The 22,245-nt window shown below is 40.1% G+C and carries 17 protein-coding genes and 5 tRNA genes; 20 read left to right on the top strand and 2 right to left on the bottom strand.

What is annotated here, in order from left to right; translation table 11 throughout:
• Positions 1-6 precede the first annotated feature (6 nt).
• On the top strand, positions 7-249 hold the full coding sequence (locus tag LFE_RS04400; RefSeq protein ID WP_232502571.1) for a hypothetical protein: 243 nt from the start codon (positions 7-9) through the stop codon (positions 247-249).
• A 178-nt stretch (positions 250-427) separates the two neighbouring features.
• Here LFE_RS04400 and LFE_RS04405 read toward each other — a convergent pair whose 3' ends face one another.
• Entirely contained in the window at positions 428-889 is a 462-nt protein-coding gene (locus LFE_RS04405; protein WP_014449058.1) for a hypothetical protein, read from the bottom strand.
• A 164-nt stretch (positions 890-1,053) separates the two neighbouring features.
• Here LFE_RS04405 and rimO point away from each other — a divergent pair, with 164 nt between their 5' ends.
• Entirely contained in the window at positions 1,054-2,508 is a 1,455-nt protein-coding gene (rimO, locus tag LFE_RS04410; RefSeq protein WP_232502572.1) for a 30S ribosomal protein S12 methylthiotransferase RimO, read from the top strand.
• Between the two features lie 59 nt (positions 2,509-2,567).
• Here the strand turns inward: rimO and LFE_RS04415 are convergent, their stop codons facing one another.
• Positions 2,568-3,554, bottom strand: a complete 987-nt coding sequence (locus LFE_RS04415; protein WP_148272550.1) for a hypothetical protein — start codon at positions 3,552-3,554, stop codon at positions 2,568-2,570.
• Between the two features lie 225 nt (positions 3,555-3,779).
• Between LFE_RS04415 and LFE_RS04420 the strand changes: the two genes are divergently transcribed.
• The 18 genes from LFE_RS04420 (at position 3,780) to rpsL (ending at position 22,220) form a co-directional block, all read left to right on the top strand.
• Positions 3,780-3,864: transfer RNA gene (locus LFE_RS04420), tRNA-Leu, on the top strand.
• A gap of 513 nt (positions 3,865-4,377) precedes the next feature.
• On the top strand, positions 4,378-5,517 hold the full coding sequence (locus LFE_RS04425; RefSeq protein WP_014449061.1) for an NAD(P)/FAD-dependent oxidoreductase: 1,140 nt from the start codon (positions 4,378-4,380) through the stop codon (positions 5,515-5,517).
• The gene (locus tag LFE_RS04430) at positions 5,518-6,285 is read left to right on the top strand and encodes a DUF1641 domain-containing protein (RefSeq protein ID WP_014449062.1); all 768 of its coding nucleotides are present in this window, start codon (positions 5,518-5,520) and stop codon (positions 6,283-6,285) included.
• A gap of 459 nt (positions 6,286-6,744) precedes the next feature.
• Positions 6,745-6,830 (top strand) — tRNA-Tyr (locus LFE_RS04435).
• Positions 6,831-6,840: 10 nt separating this feature from the next.
• Positions 6,841-6,915: transfer RNA gene (locus LFE_RS04440), tRNA-Gly, on the top strand.
• A gap of 32 nt (positions 6,916-6,947) precedes the next feature.
• Positions 6,948-7,023 (top strand) — tRNA-Thr (locus LFE_RS04445).
• A gap of 69 nt (positions 7,024-7,092) precedes the next feature.
• A complete protein-coding gene (tuf, locus tag LFE_RS04450) occupies positions 7,093-8,292 on the top strand; it encodes an elongation factor Tu (RefSeq protein WP_014449063.1) in 1,200 nt (399 codons plus the stop codon).
• A 31-nt stretch (positions 8,293-8,323) separates the two neighbouring features.
• Positions 8,324-8,473 carry a 50S ribosomal protein L33 gene (gene rpmG, locus LFE_RS13605; protein ID WP_081495344.1) on the top strand — a complete coding sequence of 50 codons (150 nt, stop codon included), beginning with the start codon at positions 8,324-8,326 and terminating at the stop codon, positions 8,471-8,473.
• 6 nt (positions 8,474-8,479) lie between these two features.
• Positions 8,480-8,556, top strand: a tRNA-Trp gene (locus LFE_RS04455).
• A gap of 18 nt (positions 8,557-8,574) precedes the next feature.
• On the top strand, positions 8,575-8,784 hold the full coding sequence (secE, locus tag LFE_RS04460) for a preprotein translocase subunit SecE (RefSeq protein WP_014449064.1): 210 nt from the start codon (positions 8,575-8,577) through the stop codon (positions 8,782-8,784).
• A gap of 31 nt (positions 8,785-8,815) precedes the next feature.
• Positions 8,816-9,340 (top strand): transcription termination/antitermination protein NusG, encoded by a 525-nt coding sequence (gene nusG, locus LFE_RS04465; RefSeq protein WP_041774799.1) that lies wholly within the window; start codon positions 8,816-8,818, stop codon positions 9,338-9,340.
• A 37-nt stretch (positions 9,341-9,377) separates the two neighbouring features.
• Positions 9,378-9,803, top strand: coding sequence for a 50S ribosomal protein L11 (rplK, locus tag LFE_RS04470; protein WP_014449066.1), 426 nt, complete (start codon positions 9,378-9,380; stop codon positions 9,801-9,803).
• Positions 9,804-9,833: 30 nt separating this feature from the next.
• A complete protein-coding gene (gene rplA / locus LFE_RS04475) occupies positions 9,834-10,532 on the top strand; it encodes a 50S ribosomal protein L1 (protein WP_014449067.1) in 699 nt (232 codons plus the stop codon).
• Positions 10,532-11,050 (top strand): 50S ribosomal protein L10, encoded by a 519-nt coding sequence (rplJ, locus tag LFE_RS04480; RefSeq protein ID WP_014449068.1) that lies wholly within the window; start codon positions 10,532-10,534, stop codon positions 11,048-11,050. The genes rplA and rplJ overlap by 1 nt, the downstream gene beginning before the upstream one ends.
• Positions 11,051-11,142: 92 nt before the next feature.
• Positions 11,143-11,526: a 50S ribosomal protein L7/L12 gene (gene rplL / locus LFE_RS04485; protein ID WP_014449069.1), complete on the top strand. Its 384-nt coding sequence runs from the start codon at positions 11,143-11,145 to the stop codon at positions 11,524-11,526.
• 350 nt (positions 11,527-11,876) lie between these two features.
• Positions 11,877-17,036, top strand: coding sequence for a DNA-directed RNA polymerase subunit beta (rpoB, locus tag LFE_RS04490; protein WP_014449070.1), 5,160 nt, complete (start codon positions 11,877-11,879; stop codon positions 17,034-17,036).
• A gap of 170 nt (positions 17,037-17,206) precedes the next feature.
• Positions 17,207-21,790: a DNA-directed RNA polymerase subunit beta' gene (gene rpoC, locus LFE_RS04495; RefSeq protein WP_407081003.1), complete on the top strand. Its 4,584-nt coding sequence runs from the start codon at positions 17,207-17,209 to the stop codon at positions 21,788-21,790.
• 55 nt (positions 21,791-21,845) lie between these two features.
• A complete protein-coding gene (rpsL, locus tag LFE_RS04500; RefSeq protein ID WP_014449072.1) occupies positions 21,846-22,220 on the top strand; it encodes a 30S ribosomal protein S12 in 375 nt (124 codons plus the stop codon).
• The last annotated feature ends 25 nt before the right edge of the window (positions 22,221-22,245 follow it).

Here is a 22,245-nt window from a genome sequence, read left to right on the forward strand (position 1 = left end):
AAAAGGATGAAAAACATGAGTGTTACAGAAAAGATTGAAGCAATAATCACAACATGTACTGAGAAGTCTGAAAAGCTTAAAAGCTTGAGAAAAGAAATCCTCCCAACCATTTCTCCTGAAGAGGTTCCCGGCAACTCCCGTTTGAAAAGGATTAAGAAAAAGCTTCGACGGAACTATCAGAAAAAAGCCCAAGCCAAGTCAGTTTTGGCCACGCTAAACGGTGAGGTTAAAAAAGGGAAAAAGGAGTGAATTCACGCTGGGAATATCGGGTTGTTGGGGTCAGTCGGGAACAGGTCGAAAACCAACTGAACTTTGTCGGCAATGATGGGTGGGAACTGGTTCAAGTCATTGTTATGAATAACCCCGATATTCCATACCAATGTATTTTTAAGAGACCCGAGCCAATTTAGTTTTTTCGCTTATTTTTCTAGTTTCCTGAGTTGTTTTCCTTGGTTCTGATAGATCGTATGGACGACTGGGCGATAAGCAGCGTGTTTATCGCATCAGCGTTCATTGATTTTATTTCTGATTCTGCTTTTTCAAGATTGTTTTTAACTGAGTTTAAATCTTCCATATCTTTGTTTATTTTTTTTATTGAGTTTATGTCACCTAACGCAGACACAACTGCTTCATTAGCTTTCCCAAAATTTTTGTCAAGAAGATCCCTGGACGCAATTTCTATTGAGTTTTCTGTTAAGCGCAAGAGCAATGAGACTCTTATTTTTTTTACGGATTCCAAGGCTTTTTCTTTCCCATTGGAAACCCCTTTTGAAGTAATTCCAATATTTTCTCCCAGTTGAGTAAACTGGTTGTCTTTTCCTTTTTTTTCAGCCAGAAGGTATCCTAGTCCAATAACAATAAAAATTAGAACGACAATCAAAAACCTCATTTTATCTCCAATATGATCTGAGTGGATGAATTTTTTTATACTAAGTTGACATGAGTTGGTTGAGACTTCTTCAAAGGAAAAAGATGGAATGGGTTAAGTACTGGATCTGACTCGTAAGACAAGATACACTCAATTTCTGTCCTTTTCTAATCGTAAGAATCGACTTGATTCTTTTCATTTCTTGTTGTGATTTTGTAATGAAACTTGAGTTGATAAATTGTTTAAACAATACTTTGAGTGAGGCTTTAGTGGATTCAAAAAATATTATAGAGAAGACTGTAAATATTGTCAGTCTCGGGTGTCCAAAAAACTTGGTTGATACTGAAAATATGATAAATGATCTTGAGTCGAGAGGCTACAAGATTATTCCTGATGCTGAAAAAGCTGAAATTATTTTAGTCAATACTTGTAGTTTTGTAACCGATGCTAGGAAGGAATCAATAGATACTCTTTTAGATTTATCTAGATATAAGGAAGAAGGGAACGCTAAGCTATTGGTTGGTACTGGGTGCTTGATTTCTCGCTATAAAGATACATTGCCGAACCTTCTTCCAGAGGTTGATGTAATGTTATCAACATTCGAGGAATCACGTTTGGGAGAGCTTCTTGACGGGTTATCTCAACCCAACGTCAAAAAAAATAATACTACCGAGTTGATTATTCCCCAATCTATTCCTTTTAGGGAAAAGCGTCTCACTCCTAGACATAGGGCTTATGTAAAAATTTCTGAAGGATGTGATCACACTTGTACCTTTTGTTCTATTCCATTATCCAGAGGCCCTCAAATTAGTAGGAAGCCAGAGGATATTTTAAGTGAGATTACTCGCTTGGGAAACGAGGGTGTTGAAGAGATCACCCTGATTGCGCAAGATTTGACCCGATATGGTTCAGACCTTGGGTTGAAGGATGGCCTTGCTGACTTATTGTTAATGATCGATAGGTTAAATAAGGTTTCTTGGGTGAGACTTTTATATGCTTATCCAACACTTGTAACGGATCGCCTCCTAGATGTCATTAGGGATTCTCCTTCTATTGTTAAATATCTTGATATACCTTTACAACATGTCAATGGAGAGGTTCTCAGGAGGATGGAACGTCCTGGAAATATAGACTCTAGCAGGCGACTTATATCACGTATTCGGGAAAAAGTACCAGGTATTTCTTTAAGGACAACTTTTATTGTTGGGTTCCCGGGTGAAACTGATGAGGAGTTCCAAGAGTTGATGTCTTTCGTTAAATGGGCCAACTTTGACCATTTGGGTGTTTTTTCTTTTTCTAGGGAGGAAGGTACCCCATCTTATAACATGGACGGACAAATTCCTGCCAGAATAAAAAACCAGCGCAGGAATCAGGTGATGGCTCTCCAAAAGAAAATATCATTTGAAAAAAATAAGAGTTATGTGGGGAAAGTTGTTCCTGTTTTAATCGAAGGGCCTTCTGAGCAGTCCCCTCTGGTCCTTTCGGGGCGAATTGCGACAATGGCGCCTGATTTGATTGATGGGGAAGTGCTTGTTTTGAGTGGTTCTGCTTCAGTTGGTGAAATTGTTGAATGTTGTATTACGAAAGCTCATCCTTACGACTTGGAAGCTTGGGAGATTTCCGTTCCTCCGATTGTTTAGCGTTTGTATTGAGTTCGTTAAGTTATAAATTAACGCAATTTCCCGGATATATCAGGTATTCAGGTTTTGAGTTTGATTGCGTTTATTGTTCTAATTATGGTTGGAAAGCTTATGCGTAGTATAAGTCCGATCTGAGCTAGACCGCCAGAGATTGTTAACAGATCGTTTTGGTAGAGAAGGCCAAAAAGCATAGTTGCAGCCCCTATAACTCCCAAATAAAGTTGTAGATTTGATTCTGGATTCCATGCAAGGATGCTTAAGAGCAAAGAATACCCCAAAAGAGTTAACCCAATAATTCCTCCATTAAAGTGGATATGGGAACTGAAGTAAAACATCGGAAATATTGTAATTGAAAGAGCAGCGCCCAATATTTTTTTGTTTGCTAGAAAGATTCCCCAAGCTGATAATATAGCGACGAAGAAAATTAGGCTTTTCTTTGGTGTAGGCAATTGATAAAGATATAAAGATATTAATATTCCAACTGCAATGCATAATTTACTCATAGTGTATTTTTTATTTGTATTAAGAATAAGATCTTTTTTGAGATGAAACAGAAAGATCATCGGTGTTAATGCAAGTAATAGCCCTGCTGTTGCATGGGTTGCGATTGCTGAAAAAGGGATGGGATCCACTGATGATCGGTTAAGATTCGCTCCAAGTTTAATCCCTAATAAGCATGTTTCAATTAAAGCGACTGATGGCCAGAAGAAAATTGAGAATGGATCTCTTAAGTATTCGCGCAATGCCAGAATAACTCCAATTGTAATAAATCCACCCCCATCTGAAATCATATCTGTTCTTGGCGCTAGGATAAAACCAAGCAATACTACCAATATTCCTAAAAGAATAAATGTCCAAGTAATTTTTTTGAATGCTCCTTGAGGAGAAAAGTATTTTAAGAGTAAAAGAAGAACAACGCCCAAGAGCAATTCATGTAATAACATCAAGAGAGGGTAATGCATAATGGGGAGTTCAAGCTTGGGTTTCAACATTAAGCTACCAATGATACTTGAGAGCCAATAAATTAATGAAATCATTTCAACCATAACGTTTTGACCTCTCATTCCTGATCTGGAAGCTCCATTTCTTTAGTCGTGTCAAGATTGGAAGAAATTTAAATTCTATTGAAGGACTGATCTAGCTGCAAACCTATTAGATATCAAAAAAATTATCTATAAGTAGAACCGTTCATTTCCCTATACTTAAAGTAAAATTCTAATTTATCCTTTGCATAGTGTTAAAATTTTAGTAGACTAGTCACTGCTTCTATTGCGAGAGTGGCGAAATGGCAGACGCACCAGACTTAGGATCTGGCGGGTAACCCCCGTGCGGGTTCAAATCCCGCCTCTCGCACCAAGATTGATCTTTAAAGCAACGATTCACAACCGAATGGTATCGCCTAATCATCACATTATAAACTCAATTTAGCATCTAACTAGCTTTATTATTTTTTAAACGTTTTTTAGTAAATGAGATGAAAGTTAGATTAGCTTTTATGAGTATTGATAAGATGGTCAGAAGAAATACTTGCCCAGGTAGTAGTCATCCTTACTCTTTCCTTTCAAGGCGTAAGGAGGGTATTGAATGAGTAAATAAAATGTTAATATGCCAAAAAATAAAGTTGTGTACTTATCAGCCCTCAGTTTTTATCCTCTGCTATCTTATAACGTATTTAAGATGTCTTAAGCCTTACTACTTTCATTCCAATAGGAAGGACTTTAGCCGCAATAATCCGTAACCTTAAATTGAAGCTTGTTTTAAAGTTTTCTGAGTTCTAGGGGGAGTTCCCGATACAATGCTTTTGTGTTTTAATCTTTGGGAAGAGTATTGAATGAATCTTCAAAAAGCTAAAAGTTGTGGGAGGATCTGATGGGAAAGAGAATTCTGGTATTGGGCAGTGGTGTAGCTGGGTCAATTGTTTCTAATCAAATAGTGCGTAAAATTTTTAAAGAGTTACAGACTGGAGATGTTTCTATAACTGTTTTGGGAACAACCGATACCCATTGTTACCAACCAGGGTGGCTTTATTTACCATTCGATCTTGTCCGTAATGAGGAGCTAAAACGGTCTGAACGTACTATTTTGGACCCGTTGATTAATTTTATTATTGATTCGGCAAAGTTAATAGATGTAAAAGCCAATAAGGTGACTGGCGTTTCCGGAAAAATATATGAGTACGATGTTCTTGTTATTGCAACTGGGTCTGTTCCTCGTCCAGATCTCATCCCAGGCTTATCGGAGGCAGGACATTGGTTTCATACTGAAGAGGGAGCCTTAAAGCTGCAAGCAGCTTTAAGAGAGTTTACTGGTGGGAAAATAGTCATTGCTATGGGTGTTCCTCATAAATGCCCTGTAGCTCCTATCGAAGTGACCCTGATGTTGGATGACTACCTCCGTAAAAAAGGGATAAGGGAAAAAACGGATATCTTTTATACATACCCTGTTGGGGCAGTGCATACTATACCTGCTGTTGCGAAGTGGGCAGTTCCCGTGTTTGAGGAAAGGGGAATCCGATATGAGACATTTTTTAATATGAAAGAAGTTGATGTCTCAAAGAAGATGCTCTCTAGTTTAGAGGGTTCTTCTGTTGAGTTCGATCTATTAATCTCTATCCCTCCTCATAGGGGTGCTTCAGTTATTACTGAATCGGGTTTAGGTGAAGGTGGTTGGATTCCTACGAATAAGCAGACTCTTCAGATGGAAGGCTATAAAAATGTTTTTGTTGTTGGCGATACAACAAACCTTCCTATATCAAAGGCGGGATCGACTGCACACTTTTCTGCTGATATAGCTGTTGAAAACATTATCTCTGTGGTAAGAGGTGGAGAAGCGACTCATTTATACGATGGAAAAGTTTTCTGCTTTATCGAAACAGGAAAAAGCCAAGCAACATATATTTCCTTCAATTACTCTAACCCTCCAGTTCCACCCCCACCCACCACCACTGTGCATTGGATGAAGTTATCCTATAACAGACTATATTGGTTGACTGCACGGGGAATATTATAAATGGGTGACGATATGCTGAGTGAAGATAATGGACAAGATGCCCTATCAGTTCGCCTTGCTGACCCTTTAGTAAGGGCGCAATTACTCCGAATGCTTGATCGTTTAGATCTTATTGAAGATCTACTGACTTCAAAAAATGCCGTTTTAACTCTTCAAACCGAAGGTATGGTAGAACGATTGTCAGAGAGAATGGAAAGTGCGATCCAATTGTTGGATCAACTCTCTACAGCAAACATAGTAAGCCTTGTTCGCGAAGTCGATAGGCACTCTTCTGTAATTTTAGCTTTGCTTAATGTCATTTCAGACTTAGAGAGGTCTGGTCGACTGTCAAGCCTAATGGAGTTCATGCAGGGTGCCAAGGCTATAAATGATATCCTCAATGATTCACTCGTTGAACGAATGGCAATTCAAATGGAAACCATTGCGGCTACATTGGAGAAATTGAAAGCTGTTCCAGTAGAGGAGTTAGTCAACGCACTAAATAGTTTGAAGGATTCAGGGGCTCTTGAGATCATGCCAGAAGTTGTTGGATCGGTTGTGACTTTGAGAAGGCTGATGACGGATACTCTATTGGAAAGAGTCATGACATTGTTGGACCAGGGGATCGCCTATCAAAACAGTATTTCTACTGCGATTAGAATGATTCCCCAGAAGCCAGATAGATCTCCCGGATTAATTGGTTTATGGAGTTTGATTAAAGATCCTGAAGTCCAAAAATCATTGTATGTGGTTTTCACTTCCCTGAATGCAATATTAAAAGGAAAGTGATTCTTTGAAAAATTTTTATTGTATAAGTGTTTTTTAAGACTATTTTTATGAATTGAAGAGATTTCGCATAGGCCTATTCGGGTGTAAATGATAATAGACATCAGAATCTCTTAGAGGTAAATGGGTGCCTGTACCTAAAATCCGATATGGAAATTTGTAAATATAAATTGGGCGTCTGAACAAGATTCTCTGTATTTTTTTAAACGGATGACTATTCGTTTGAAATCGTTTAGTATGTAGCCTGCCGGGTGAGGGAATCGTTTAATAGTAGAATAAGTAAAGAGTCTGAACCTGATTTTTGATTGTGGATTAAAAAACTAGCAGATATTTTACTACGCTTGACAAAGGTGGGATGTGTCAATATAATCCCCTTTTGTTTTTTCCCGTTTTCTTGGTTTCTAAAAAATTGCGGTTCTCTTTTGAATGGCATTTTCTGGGATCCTTCGCGAAAGGGACATTGGGGAGGTTCCCGAGTGGACAAAGGGAACAGACTGTAAATCTGTCGCCAGCCGGCTTCGGAGGTTCGAATCCTCCCCTCCCCACCAAATATTTAATGCGGGAATAGCTCAGCGGTAGAGCGCCAGCCTTCCAAGCTGGATGTCGCGGGTTCGATCCCCGTTTCCCGCTCCAATTACAATCGAGCACGTTCAGGGCTATTTGATGCCCTTGTAGCTCAGTTGGCAGAGCACATCCTTGGTAAGGATGAGGTCACCGGTTCAATCCCGGTCAAGGGCTCCATTTAATTTCTTGAAAGAGCTCTCAATAATTCGTTGTTCCGCTAACCAATCTAAACTGGAGGCACTTTTTATGGCAAAAGCGAAGTTTGATCGAAGCAAGCCCCATCTGAACATTGGCACGATTGGTCATGTTGATCATGGTAAGACGACATTGACAGCGGCTATAACTAGGGTCTTGGCAGCGAATAAGATGGCAGAGTTCTTGGCTTACGACCAGATCGACAAAGCCCCAGAAGAACGGGAACGAGGAATTACGATTGCGATTGCTCATGTGGAGTATCAGACAGCAGCAAGACATTATGCCCATGTCGACTGTCCTGGACATGCTGATTATGTCAAAAACATGATCACAGGAGCCGCACAAATGGACGGAGCGATTCTGGTGGTGTCGGCAGCAGATGGCCCGATGCCGCAGACCAGAGAGCACATTTTGTTAGCGCGTCAGGTTGGAGTTCCCTATATCGTTGTGTTTTTGAATAAGGCAGATATGGTGGATGATCCTGAACTGCTGGAGCTGGTAGAGCTCGAAGTTCGGGAGCTTCTTTCCAAGTATGATTTCCCTGGTGATGATATACCAGTGACAAAGGGATCTGCGCTAAAAGCATTGGAATGTGGTTGTGGAAAACCTGAGTGCCCAGCCTGCAGTCCAATCCTGAAATTGATGCAGACAGTTGATGAGTACATTCCAACTCCTACAAGAGACGTGGATAAACCATTTTTGATGCCAGTAGAAGATGTCTTCTCCATTAGCGGACGAGGAACCGTTGTGACGGGTCGAGTCGAGCGAGGTGTTATTAAGGTTGGAGAGGAAGTCGAGATTGTTGGAATCAGGGATACAGCCAAGTCAGTTGTTACAGGCGTTGAGATGTTCCGAAAGATATTGGACTCAGGGCAGGCAGGAGACAATGTTGGTTTGTTGTTGAGAGGAACAAAAAAGGAAGATGTTGAGCGTGGGATGGTATTGGCCAAACCAGGATCAATCACACCGCATACAGTGTTTGAAGCAGAGGCTTATATTCTGACCAAAGAAGAGGGTGGGCGACATACTCCGTTTTTCAATGGATATCGTCCTCAGTTTTATTTCCGAACGACAGACGTGACAGGAGTTGTCACGTTGTCTGAAGGTGTTGAGATGGTGATGCCTGGAGATAATGTGCGCGTCAAAGTAACGTTGATCACGCCGATTGCTATGGAAGACGGATTGCGATTCGCGATTCGGGAAGGTGGCCGAACGGTTGGTGCTGGTGTTATCACCAAGGTACTTCAATAGTCCGGATATTTCTGGGTGAAAGGTTAAATTTATGCGTGAAATTATAACGTTAGCATGTACTGTCTGTAAGGAACGAAACTATTCCACTATGAAAAACAAGAGGAATACACCAGATAAGCTTGAGATGAAAAAGTTTTGCAATTCCTGTCATTCTCACACGCAACATAAAGAGACAAAGTAATTGAATAGGCCAGTAGCTCAATCCGGCAGAGCACCGGTCTCCAAAACCGGGTGTTGGGGGTTCGATTCCCTCCTGGCCTGCCAGATGTTGAAAGGGTATTGATGGCTAACTTCTCTCTCGCTAAGTCTACTGAAAAAGGGAAAGAATTTTATCAAAGTGTAGTTGGAGAGATTAGGAAGACAACCTTTCCATCGCGTGAAGATACAGTCGGGTCGACCGGTATAGTATTTATACTAGTGATTATGCTGTCCATTTATCTTGCCTTGGTTGACGGTGTGTTTTCCCGAATTATGTCTGCTATTCTTTCTTGAAGCCGTAATGGGAGGATACTCGTTGAGTGAAATGAATTGGTACGTGATTCATACTTATGCTGGATTTGAAAATAGAGTAAAGACAAGCATAGAAGAGCGCGCCGAAATTAAAGGGCTTAAAGAAAGTGTTGGTCAGGTTCTTGTTCCGATCCAGAATGTAACGGAACTAAAGGAAGGTAAAAAGAAAACAACTTCTAGAAAAGTATTCCCTGGATATGTTTTAGTTCAGATGGATCCTACGGAAGAAGTTATTCAATTTATTGTCTCTACTCCTAAGGTTACCGGTTTCCTTGGAAATGGAGTTAACCCAATTCCTATGACCAATGAGGAGGTTAACGAGTTATTTGACAGGATTGAATCTGGTACTGCAATGCCATCACCTGCGCTCCATTACTCTGCAGGAGAAAATATTCGAATTACAGATGGGCCATTTCAAGGATTTTCGGGGGTCATCTCGGATGTTGATGGGGATCATGGGAAACTCAAAGTTCTTGTTAGCATATTTGGCCGACAAACTCCTGTTGAGTTAGATTTTTTGCAAGTTGAACGGTTATAAAGACAAAAGAACGAATAGGCTGAATTGAGGGAGTGAGATGGCAAAAGAAATTACTGGGTATGTAAAACTTCAACTTCCTGCTGGAAAAGCAAATCCATCTCCACCAGTTGGGCCTGCATTAGGCCAACATGGTGTTAATATTATGGAGTTTTGTAAACAGTTCAATGCAAAAACTCAGGGACAAGGAGACGCTATTGTTCCTGTATTGATAACTGTCTACAAAGATCGTTCCTTTACTTTTATTATGAAAACATCACCAGCTTCGGATCTTCTAAAGAAAGCGGCAGGAATTCCGAAAGGTTCAAAAACGCCAAATAAAGAAAAGGTAGCATCCCTGTCTAAAGCAAAAATCCTCGAAATCGCGAAAATTAAATTAGTTGATCTAAATGCTTATGATGTTGAACAGGCGAGCAGAATTATTGAGGGTACCGCAAGAAGCATGGGTATTACTGTAGAAAACTAGTTCCAACGAAACTTCTTTAAGGATTATAAAATGCCTGAAGGTAAAAAAGTAAAATTAGCAAAATCGAAAGTAGAAAAAAGACCTTATCTTGTAGATGAGGCTTTGCGGCTTATTAAAGAAGTTAAATTTGCAAATTTCGATGAGTCTGTTGATTTGGCCGTAAACCTTGGAGTTGATCCAAGGCATTCTGACCAGATGGTTCGTGGGGCAGTTCTTCTCCCAAATGGAATTGGTAAAACAGTAAAAGTTCTTGCTTTTGCAAAGGGTGATAAAGAAAAAGAAGCTCTTTTGGCAGGTGCTGACTATGTTGGGGCGGATGATCTTGTCGCAAAGATACAAGAGGGTTGGCTTGACTTTGATACTGTCGTTGCGACTCCTGATTTGATGGTTATGGTAGGAAAATTGGGAAAAGTCTTAGGCCCCCGTGGGCTAATGCCTAACCCGAAAACTGGGACCGTAACTTTCGATATTGGAAAAGCTGTCAGGGAAGCAAAGCAGGGCAAGGTTGAGTTTAAAACAGAAAAAGGAGGTCTCCTCCATTTTCCAATCGGAAGAGCATCTTTTGATGAAAATAAACTGAAAGAAAACCTTCTCGTGGCAATGTCTGCAATATCGAAGGCAAAACCCCAAACATCAAAAGGAAAGTACATTCAAAAAGCTGTACTTTCTACGACCATGGGCCCTGGTGTCTTAATCGACATCAATAGTTTGTTGAAAGAGGTTATCTAATGGCTACAAAATCAGCCAAAGTTTTTTCAATTGCCCAATTTAAGAGTAAAGCTTCTAAAAGTAAGCTTACTGTTATTGCTGAATATAAGGGTTTATCAGTTAAAAAACTTACAGCTCTACGCCGGGAATTAAAAAATAGCGGTGCAGAATTTTCTATTTACAAAAACACTATGGCTAGAATTGCCAGTGAGGGAACAGAATCCAATCTCTTGGCAAAAGACTTCAAGGGTGCAGTTGGAGTTCTTTTTGTTGAATCCAACCCAATTGGAGCTCTTAAAACCTTAGTGAATTATTCAAAAGAAAACAATTTATTGTTGATAAAATCAGGAGTGTTTGAGGGCCAGCGCCTTGATACAAATGCGTTAGTCGCTCTATCAACGATCCCAGACAGACCTGTTCTCCTTTCTCAGATTGCAGGATTATTGTCTTCTCCGTTGGTTAATGTCACCAGAGGTTTGCATCAAGTTATTCAAAAGCTAGCATACGGCTTAAACGAATACTCTAAAACAAAACAATAGAAGTCTTGCCGGACTATCTGTTCGGACAATGGCGGATGGTAGGCTAAGAAGCCCCATCTGAATGCTCATAACAATATGAAAGGGTTTGAAAAATGTCTAAAATGTCAGTAGAAGAGATTCTTGGCGGAATTGAGAATCTGACCGTACTCGAGTTGGTTGGTCTTATTAAAGGTATGGAAGATAAGTTTGGCGTATCAGCAGCAGCTCCCGTTGCTGTAGCAGCAGCTCCTGTAGCATCAGCCGCAGCTGCTGTAGAAGAGAAAACAGAATTCGATCTGATTCTCAAATCAGCCCCTGCCGACAAGAAAATCAATATCATCAAAGTCGTTCGTGAAATCACAAGTCTTGGTTTGAAGGAAGCTAAAGATCTCGTTGAGGGAGCTCCTAAACCAGTGAAAAGTGGCGTCACTAAAGAAGAAGCTAATGCAGCTAAAGAAAAGCTTGTTGCTGCAGGCGCTGAAGTAGAAGTAAAGTAATACAAGAATATATTCTCTAGGATCTCTTTTTTAGGCAGGCTTACCTGTGTAAGCCTGCCTTTCTTAGTCAACCCTACAAATACTAATGTCTCCTTCGTTCTAAGGGTGAGTTTATACATCTGTCATTCCTCTTTCAATGGTACAAACCCTGTTGCGGACAGGGAAATCGGAAAAACTATATTGCTGGGTGAATCTATTTTAAGGATATTTACGCCCTTTTTCCGATATTCCTTGTATTGGGATGTATTCACGTTTTCAAACATTATGTTTGAGGCAAACCAATAACTGGTTATTCCGTCTTCGGGATAACCGGGCTTTAATGACTCAATGCTTGAACAGAGGATCTCCGAATGAATAAGAATACATCGATAGAGCGTCATTTTTTTGGGATTGGGCAACATTATTTAGATGTTCAAGATCTAATCGAAATCCAAAAAAACTCATATGAAAGATTCCTTCAACTTGAATTGCCCCCAGGAAAAAGAGAAGACTGGGGCTTACAGTCTGCTTTCCTTAGCGTTTTTCCTATAGAAGACTACAATGGGAACATCAAAATTGATTTCCTTGAGTATTCTATTGGAACGCCCAAATATGACGAACGAGAAGCGATTGAAAGAGGAATGACACATGCTGCCCCTTTGAAAATCAAAGTGCGAGTAGCATTACTGGAGAAACTGAAAGAAAACGAAAAAATAAAAGTCATTAATTCAAACAAAAATAATGAATATACATTAAAAAACCTTAAAGAACAGGAAATTTATCTAGGTGATTTGCCCTTGATGACTTCTAAAGGGACTTTTATTGTGAACGGAACAGAGAGAGTTGTTGTCAGCCAGTTGCATCGATCTCCTGGAGTCTTTTTCTCTCATGACAAAACAAAAACTAGAGTTGCTGGCACTCCTCTTTATACTGCTCGGATTATTCCCTATCGCGGTTCTTGGGTAGATTTTGAATATGATCCAAAAGATAATCTCCATATAAGAATTGATAGAAAGAAAAAATTTCCCGCAACTGCTATGCTAAAAGCTCTTGGGATGACTTCCACAGATATTATTCGTGAATATTATCATGTGGAAAAACTGTATATTGAACCAGGTCAACCGGAGTTGGGTGTTTTTTACTCTCTTGTTCCAGGAGAAGTATTACCCTTTCAATTAAGAGATCACGACGGAATGATTTTTCGGGAAGAACATCTTCCTTCAGATCCAGTAGAATTGCTACGAACAATTAGAGATAGAAGTGATATAACTCTTCGTTACTTAGACCCTACTATATCTCTTGAAGTAAATGTTCCAGATATTCGCATTATTTCTGAAACAAAAAATCCAGGTATTCTGATACCGCTTTCATCTTGGATTTCTGCTATTGAAAAGACCTCCTTAGCAAGTCCTGAGTTAGCAGCTCTTGTTTCCCAGATTTCTGCAGAGCTCAAAACTAGGGCAACCTTATCATCAAATGAAACGTTAACGCCTAAAGCGCTTCTGTCTATTCTGTCTGCTACAGGAAAAGCAAATGAAGCTCTTCTTCAAGGAATTCTTCCATTTGTCAATAAGTCTAAAGAGTTTATGATCAATCAAACTATGATGGTTTATCGATACTCAGAAGTTAAAGAGAATGATCCGATTCCGTTTCGTATGGTTTCGCGTACATATAAAGATGATGGCGATAAGATAAAAAATCAGGATGAAACCGTTGTAAATGAAAAGGAACCCCTTACCCAACAACTAGTCGCGAAATTATCAAAAATTAACAATCTTGGAACTATTCACCACCGATCTAAGATTTTTTACCCGGTATCTATTCGTCCTATTAATAACTCGGCTAATACGTATGCGATTCTAGAGGCAATTTCAGAAAAAGAAATTGCGGAATATTATTCAGCTTTAGAAGTATTATCTCCCGAAAATTTTTCACAGATTTTGCTCCACCCCACCCAGCAGCTTACTGGGTCAGATGGAGAAAAAGGTCAAAAACCCACGCTTGTGAATTTATATGAGCATGGAATTCAACATATCTCGGCTTACTTGGTTCCTCACAATCAAAGAGCAAGATCTGTTATCCACCAAACCTTATCTACTGACAAGGTCGGGATGATTGATAATGAGCGATCATTTTTTCTTCGAAGCCTTAGCTCACTTAATCTGACCCCCGAAGAACTCACAATGTCTCTTGTTTCCCGTTATTTATCCTATGAAGAGATTGACGTGCAGTCAAAAAAAAGGCTGTTCAGTGTTCGGGTAAATTCTAAATCCTCTTTTAAGTTTGTGACTAATGACGGAGAACTCCTTCTCAGTGAAGGTACACTTGTAAGTCCTGAATTGTATTCAGAGTTATCCAAGGTAAGAGAAGGTACTGTCATTAAATCTAAAAATGACGAATCTCTTGTTTCTATTTCTTTAGAAAAAGACTTCTTAGGTGAAAAAATTGTCTTTTCAACTAAATCGCAAGTTACCCCAGAATCCCTTTCTGGCCGGGTTCTTCTCTTTCCTTTAGGAGAGACTAAAAAAGGAGGGTTCCTTCGGGAATCTGGGGAACAGGTTGAAATAGAAGATATTGACCTTGCCAAAAAATCTAAAATGAATATTCTTCCAATCGTGTATTTACCTAATAATAAATCCATTGATTTGTTTATGGAAGTACTTGATCTTGGACGGAATCCATTTAGAGTTGAATCAGATCCTGCAGTTATCGAAATTTACAAAAAAATCCGGCCTGGCGAGGTTCCGCATGTCGAAACAGCAAGAGCCTTTTTCGATCAGTCATTTTTTAATACAAAGCGATATGATTTGTCCTCAGTGGGGAGATTAAAACTTAACTCAAAACTTGGACTAAAAGAAAACCTTGCTAATCGCTTATTAACCAAAAATGACATTGTTGAAGTAATTCGTTATATGGTCGGCCTTTTAGAAAATAAAGGGGAAGTTGACGATATTGACCATTTAGGCAACAGAAGAGTTCGTTCTGTTGGAGAATTACTTGAGAATCAATTCAGAGTTGGGCTGGTTCGGATGGAAAGAGCTATTAAGGAAAGGCTAAATTTAGGCGACCCTGAGACAGTTCTGACTTCTGACCTTATCAATGCAAAACCGGTTTCTGCCATTATCAAGGAATTTTTCGGGTCCAGTCAATTATCTCAGTTTATGGACCAAACCAATCCGTTAGCTGAAGTTACTCACAAACGGCGTTTATCTGCATTGGGCCCAGGCGGATTGACCAGAGAGCGCGCTGGTTTTGAGGTACGCGATGTTCACGGCTCTCATTATGGAAGAATATGTCCGATTGAAACTCCAGAAGGTCCAAATATTGGTTTGATCACTTCATTGGCAACATTTGCTAGAGTTAATGAATATGGATTTATAGAGTCGCCTGTCCGAAAAGTCGAAAACGGTCGGGTGCTTCCCGAAATCGTGTATCTTTCTGCGATGGATGGAGATAAATACATCATAGCCCAAGCAAATACCCCAGTGGATAAGACTGGGGCTTTCACTGAAGCCTATATTACTGCCCGAACCAAGGGAGACTCTACTTTAGTTACTTCAGATAGAGTTCAATTTATTGATGTTTCACCTCAACAAATTGTATCTGTCGCTACGGCTCTTATACCTTTTCTTGAGCATAATGATGCCAATCGAGCACTCATGGGATCCAATATGCAGCGGCAAGCTGTCCCACTGTTAAGGGCTTCTGCGCCATTAGTGGGAACCGGTATGGAAAAAATTATAGCAAGAGATTCAGGTTATGTCGTTTATGCTGAAGAAGATGGTCAAATTGTGTCTTCAGATGGCAGATTTATAACTTTGAAATATAAAAAACGATCCAATCCTGTGACAATTCCCATGATCAAGTTTCAGCGCTCTAATCAGAATACATGTTTAAACCAGAAGGTGCTTCTTCCCGCCGGTACAAAAGTCAAAGAAGGGGACGTGCTAGCAGATGGTCCCTCAACTGAACGCGGTGACCTTGCCATGGGACAGAATGTGCTTGTCGCGTTTATGCCATGGGCTGGTTATAACTTTGAAGATGCTATTCTGGTTAGTGAACGACTAGTACAAGAAGATCTTTTCACTTCCATTCATATAGAAGAATTTGAGTTAGAGGCACGTGAGACTAAGCAAGGCAAGGAAGAGGTTACTCGAGACATTCCTAATTTATCAGAAGAAGCTTTACGAAATCTTGATGAAAGCGGAATTATAAGAATCGGAGCTGAAGTTAAGCCTGGAGATATCTTAGTTGGTAAGGTTACGCCTAAAGCTGAAACACAGTTAACCCCGGAAGAACGTTTGCTTCGTGCTATTTTCGGTGATAAATCTGCAAATTGGAAAGACGCTTCACTTACTGTTCCCGCAGGAATCGAAGGTATTGTTGTTGACGTCAAGATTTTGTCGCGTAAGGGAGTCGATCGAGAAGATCTCCCTGTTGTTACCTCCCAGCAAGATATCAACGCTTTGACGAAGAATTATCAGGAAGAGCTAAGGGAGTTAGATCGGGAGAAAAATGAACGCATTCGAAAGTTCCTTATAGGGAAAGTCATCAAAGAGGATATATTGGATTCGGAAAGCGGTGATGTCTTACTCAAAAAGAAAAGACGCTTAACACCGGAGTTAGTAGAAAAGCTTACAGATTTGGCAATTATAACTCTATCAGATCCCAAGGAACAAGAAGAGTTAACAGCAATCGAAACAGAAACCAAAGAGAAAATTGAGTCAATTCAGTTAAGACACGACGAAAGAATTGGAAGGCTGAAGCGCGGGGATGAATTACCTCCTGGCGTATTGAAGCTCGTCAAGGTATATGTAGCAATGAAACGTAAATTGTCGGTTGGCGACAAAATGGCTGGAAGACATGGAAATAAAGGTGTGGTCTCTAGAATATTACCATTAGAAGATATGCCTTTTCTCCCAGATGGAACCCCTGTAGATATCGTTTTAAATCCATTGGGTGTTCCTTCTCGTATGAATGTTGGGCAAATACTTGAAACCCATCTTGGATGGGCTGCTAGAGCATTAAATATACATTTCGCTACCCCCGTTTTTGATGGAGCCAGTGAAACTGACATAAAAGAACAACTTAGAAAAGGCGGTCTCCCCGAAACGGGACAATCTGTTTTGTTGGATGGGAAAACAGGTGTTCCATTTGAAAGGCCGGTTACTGTAGGTGTTATGTATATGCTTAAACTCCACCACCTTGTAGATGATAAAATCCATGCCCGCTCTATTGGACCTTACTCCTTAGTAACACAGCAACCTTTAGGCGGAAAAGCTCAATTTGGAGGTCAAAGGCTTGGAGAAATGGAAGTGTGGGCATTGCAGGCATACGGGGCTGCATCGACTCTTCAGGAGTTTTTAACAGTAAAATCCGATGACGTTTCAGGTAGAAGCCGAATGTATGAAGCTATTGTTCGAGGAGAAAATTATTTAGAACCTGGTCTACCTGAATCTTTTAACGTTCTGATTAAAGAAATGCAGAGTTTGGCACTGGATATTGAGCTCCTTAAAACAAGGGAGAAATAAGAATGAATAATAGTTCTTTCAATGAAAATGAGAAAAACCAAATGGTTCAATTTGATAAAGGCAATGCTGGTTTTCAATTTGATCAAGAAGAACAATCATTTGATGATAACTCCGGTCATCAGCATCCAACTTCACTCTATCGAGATCAAGATGTCCTTTCTTTTGGAGCTATTAAAATTATGCTGGCTTCTCCCGAGAGAATAAAGTCTTGGTCTTTTGGAGAAGTGAAAAAACCAGAAACGATTAACTATCGCTCTTTTAAGCCTGAAAGAGATGGCCTGTTTTGTGCCAAAATCTTTGGTCCCGTTAAAGACTGGGAATGTAATTGCGGGAAATATAAGAGGATGAAACATAGAGGGGTTATCTGCGATAAGTGTGGTGTAGAGGTCATTCAAAGTAAAGTGCGTCGAGAAAGAATGGGGCATATTGAACTGGCTTCCCCTGTGGCTCATATCTGGTTTCTAAAAGGTCTCCCATCCCGAATCGGAAATTTATTAGATATGACCATTAAAGATCTTGATCAAATCCTTTACTTTGAGGCTTATGTTGTCACGGAGCTCGGTGATATCCTTACTCAAATGGACTCTAATCGGAATAATCTGGTCCGCAATCTTTTGGTAAAGAATCATAAGTCTATTTATCGGGTTTCCTCAGAACAAGGGGTGTTTGAAAAGATTGACGAATCTCTTACAGATGAGTTTTTAACAAATCATGAGACATCCCCTTTTATAGCTATCCAAGACAGGGACCTTTCTTTATTTGAAGAGTGGGGTAACGTAGCATCTGATTCAAATGAAAAGCCCAAAACAAGAAAGTCCAAGCCTAAACTAAATTCAGAGGGTTTGCCCGCACCATTAAAACCTAAGTTTCGAAACCCTCTTACTTTAGACCTCTACTCAGAAGAGACATCTGAAGTTATAACAAGGGCTGGTTTGAAACTTCCTGAGACCTCCCTAAAAGGGGAAGTATACCTAGTCATTTTAGATGAAGAGACTTTGCAAGTTGTTAACAAGGCCATTTCTTCTAATGAAAAGCGAAGAGAAGAGTTAGAGCAAGACTTCAAAAAACACAGACCTATTCCGAAAGAAGACTTTGAAAAAATAAAAAGAGAGTTTCCTCGAGCAAATTTTAAAGGTGAAATTGGGGCCGAAGCGATCAGGACTCTTTTGCGAGGTTTAAAATTAGAAGAGCTTTCCGTAGAAATGCATATTCAAATGGCAGATCCAATGGTTAGCTCCGCTGCTAAAAAGAAAATTGCTAAAAGACAAAAAATTGTAGAGGCTTTTAGAAAGTCTGGGAATAAACCGGAATGGATGATTCTTGATGTTATTCCTGTCTTGCCTCCAGATTTAAGGCCATTGGTCCCGTTAGATGGGGGAAGATTTGCTACCTCAGATCTTAATGATCTCTACCGAAGGGTCATTAACCGGAACAATAGGCTAAAAAGATTGTTGGATGTATCATCTCCAACACCACAATTGATCATTCATAACGAAATTAGAATGTTGCAAGAAGCGGTAGATGCCCTCTTTGATAATGGTCGCCGAGGCAGGGTAATCCGTGGTGCAAACCGGAGACCATTGAAATCCCTCTCAGACATGCTGAAGGGTAAGCAAGGAAGATTTAGACAAAATCTTCTTGGAAAAAGAGTTGACTACTCGGGTCGAAGCGTCATTGTAATTGGACCTGAGCTTAAATTGTCTCAATGTGGTTTGCCAAAAAAAATGGCCTTGGAGTTATTTAAACCATTCATCTTCCAAAAGCTTGAAGAAAGAGGTCTTGTTAGTAACATCAAAACAGCAAAGCGACGCGTTGAAAAGGAAGATCCTATTGTATGGGATATTCTAGATGAGGTTATTCAAGAGCATCCAGTTTTGTTAAACAGGGCACCAACTCTTCATAGATTAGGAATTCAGGCATTTGACCCGGTATTAGTTGAGGGTAAGGCAATTCGACTCCACCCATTAGTTTGCGCAGCTTTCAATGCTGATTTTGACGGTGATCAGATGGCTGTCCATGTTCCCTTATCGGTAGAAGCACAATTGGAAGCTCGTGTTTTGATGATGTCTGTCAATAACATATTGTCTCCAGCCAATGGGAAACCAATTATGGTTCCAACTCAGGATATGGTGTTAGGGTGTTATTACTTAAGCAAAGAGAGAAAAGGAGCTAAGGGCGAGGGTGCTAATTTTAGTTCCGCACATGAAGTTCGCATAGCTTATGATGCTAATGTAGTAGAACCTCATGCCAGAATTACCGTTAGAATTTCTTCCGAAAAATATGGAAAGAAGAGAATAGAAACTACAGTGGGAAGAGTGCTCTTTTCTGAGATACTCCCCAAAGATATCGCCTTTGAAGAAATTAATCGGGAATTGACAAAAAAAGTTCTAACAAATCTGATTGACCAATGTTATAGACGGGTTGGTCGACAAGAGACGGTTGTTTTTCTCGACCGAATTAAACAAATTGGATTTGAATTTGCTACAAAGTCAGGCATCTCAATCGCGATAGATGATATGAAAATTCCTGGTAATAAAAGCAAGGCGATTGAAGTTGCCAACAGCGAGGTTCTAGAGATAGAAAATCAATACAACGAAGGACTTATTACGGCAGGAGAGAGATACAATAAAGTCATTGATAAGTGGGCGCAGGTCACGGAACAAGTTGCAGATGAGATGATGGAGGAATTAAAAGCGGAAGAGTTATCTGTTCAAAATGGGATTTCGCTTGGACGGGGAACAGATCCAGTTCGCTTTAACTCTATTTATATGATGGCAGATTCTGGTGCAAGGGGCTCTGCCCAACAGATCCGGCAATTAGGTGGTATGAGAGGCCTTATGGCTAAACCATCCGGCGAAATCATCGAAACTCCAATTACTGCAAATTTCCGGGAAGGATTGAATGTTCTTCAATATTTTATTTCAACCCACGGTGCAAGAAAAGGCTTAGCTGATACTGCTTTGAAAACTGCTAACTCGGGTTACTTGACCAGACGTCTGGTTGACGTTGCCCAAGACGTTATTATAACCGAGGAAGACTGTGGAACGGTGCATGGAATTGAAGTTTCTGCCCTTGTCGAGGGTGGAGAAACGATTGAACCGTTGGAAGAGCGCATTCTTGGAAGAGTTGCATCTGAAGATATTTCTTCAACTTATGGAATGGTAGGCTCTAAGAAAAAAGGTCAAGAGGTTTTAGTCGCTGCTGGTGAAGAAATTAATGAAGAGAAAATAGAAAAAATTAAAGAAGCCGGCATTGATATTGTGAGAATTCGTTCGGTTTTAACTTGTCAGGCAAAAAGAGGTGTATGTGCTGCCTGCTATGGTCGTGATCTTTCTCGAGGCAAACGTGTTGAGCTAGGGGAGGCTATCGGAATTATTGCAGCCCAATCAATTGGCGAACCAGGTACTCAGTTAACAATGAGAACATTCCATATCGGAGGAACTGCTCAAGTAGCAAAACAGTCCGTTCATGAATCTAAGAGGGATGGTGTGGTTAGATATGAGAACCTTGTAACGGTCAAGAACAAAGAAGGTTCTCAGATTGCAATGAGTAAAAATGGAAAGCTAGTTATTATTGGGAAAGATGGAAGAGAGAAAGAACGCTATTCGATTGTGTATGGAGCTAGAGTACAAGTAGAAGATGGGGCTACTGTTACGTTAGGTTCTAAATTAGTTGAATGGGATCCTTTTACAACTCCTATTTTGACAGAGGTCACGGGGCAAGTTCTTTTTAGGGATATTCAAGACAGATTGACAATGAGAGAAGAAATTGATGAGACGTCGGGTCTTAAGAGCCGAGTCATTATTGATAACTCTAAGCAAAATATGCGTCCAAGAATTGAAATAAGAGAAACTGGAAGCAAGATTCGCAAAGAATATCCGCTGCCAATTGGGGCTCATATTCTTGTGGAAGAAAAAGATATTGTCTCTCCAGGAGATGTTGTTGCAAAAATTCCGAGAGAATCCACGAAAACAAAAGATATTACAGGTGGTCTGCCAAGAGTCGCGGAACTGTTTGAAGCTAGAAAACCAAAAGAACAGGCTATTATCACTGAAATCGAAGGAGTTGTTGAATTTAAGGAAGGCCGTCAGGGGAGAGGTAATAGAATCATTATCGTTAAAAACGATCAAGGTGAGGAAAGAGAATATATTATTCCGAAGGGTAAACATATTAGTGTTCATGAAAATGATTGGGTTGAAGCAGGTGAACCATTAATGGATGGCTCTGTAAATCCCCATGACATTTTAAATGTCTTAGGCCCTCAAGATCTCATGACTTATTTAGTGAACGAAGTTCAAGAGGTGTATCGTCTGCAAGGTGTTTCGATAAACGATAAACATATCGAAGTCATTGTCCGCCAAATGTTAAGAAAAACCAGGATTGATGATCCAGGTGATACCGAGTTTTTGGTCGGAAGCCATGTTGATAGAGGTCAGTTTGATGCGGTTAACTCCGAGATGATATCAATAGGCAAAAAACCAGCAAATGGGTCAGCAATGTTATTGGGTATAACAAAGGCTGCCTTATCAACAGAAAGCTTTGTTTCTGCAGCATCTTTTCAGGAGACTACAAGGGTCTTAACCGAAGCAGCAATTAACGGGAAAACAGATGACCTAGCGGGATTAAAGGAAAATGTTATTGTTGGTCGATTGATCCCAGCTGGTACTGGGTTCCCCAAATTTAGAATGACAGCTATTGCTAATTCTGATGCGGAAGTAGGAAATGGAGATATTTATGAAAAAGTATCTCCTTGACTCAATTAGATTGTGTCTGTAGAATGATCCGGTTTTTCAAAATTAAGGAGGACTCGTGCCAACAATTAATCAGTTAGTTAAACAAGGTCGGAAAAAGATTTCCGCTAAAGGAAAAAGCCCAGCTCTAACGTCATGTCCTCAAAGAAGGGGCGTATGTGTCAGGGTCTATACAACAACACCAAAAAAACCAAACTCAGCTTTGAGAAAAGTTGCTAGAGTTAGAATGACGAACGGTTTTGAGGTAACAGCCTATATCCCAGGTGTTGGGCATAATCTTCAAGAACATTCTATTGTATTAGTTCGTGGAGGTAGGGTTAAAGATCTTCCCGGTGTTAGATATCATATTGTCAGAGGTGCACTAGATGCTGCTGGCGTTGCTAACCGGAAGCAAGGTCGATCTAAGTATGGAGCGAAACGAGCAAAGAAGTAAGGTTTGTTCACTAAATGGTTCCAAT

The sequence above is a fragment of the Leptospirillum ferrooxidans C2-3 genome, assembly GCF_000284315.1.
In the GTDB taxonomy this organism is placed as follows: Bacteria; Nitrospirota; Leptospirillia; order Leptospirillales; family Leptospirillaceae; genus Leptospirillum; species Leptospirillum ferrooxidans.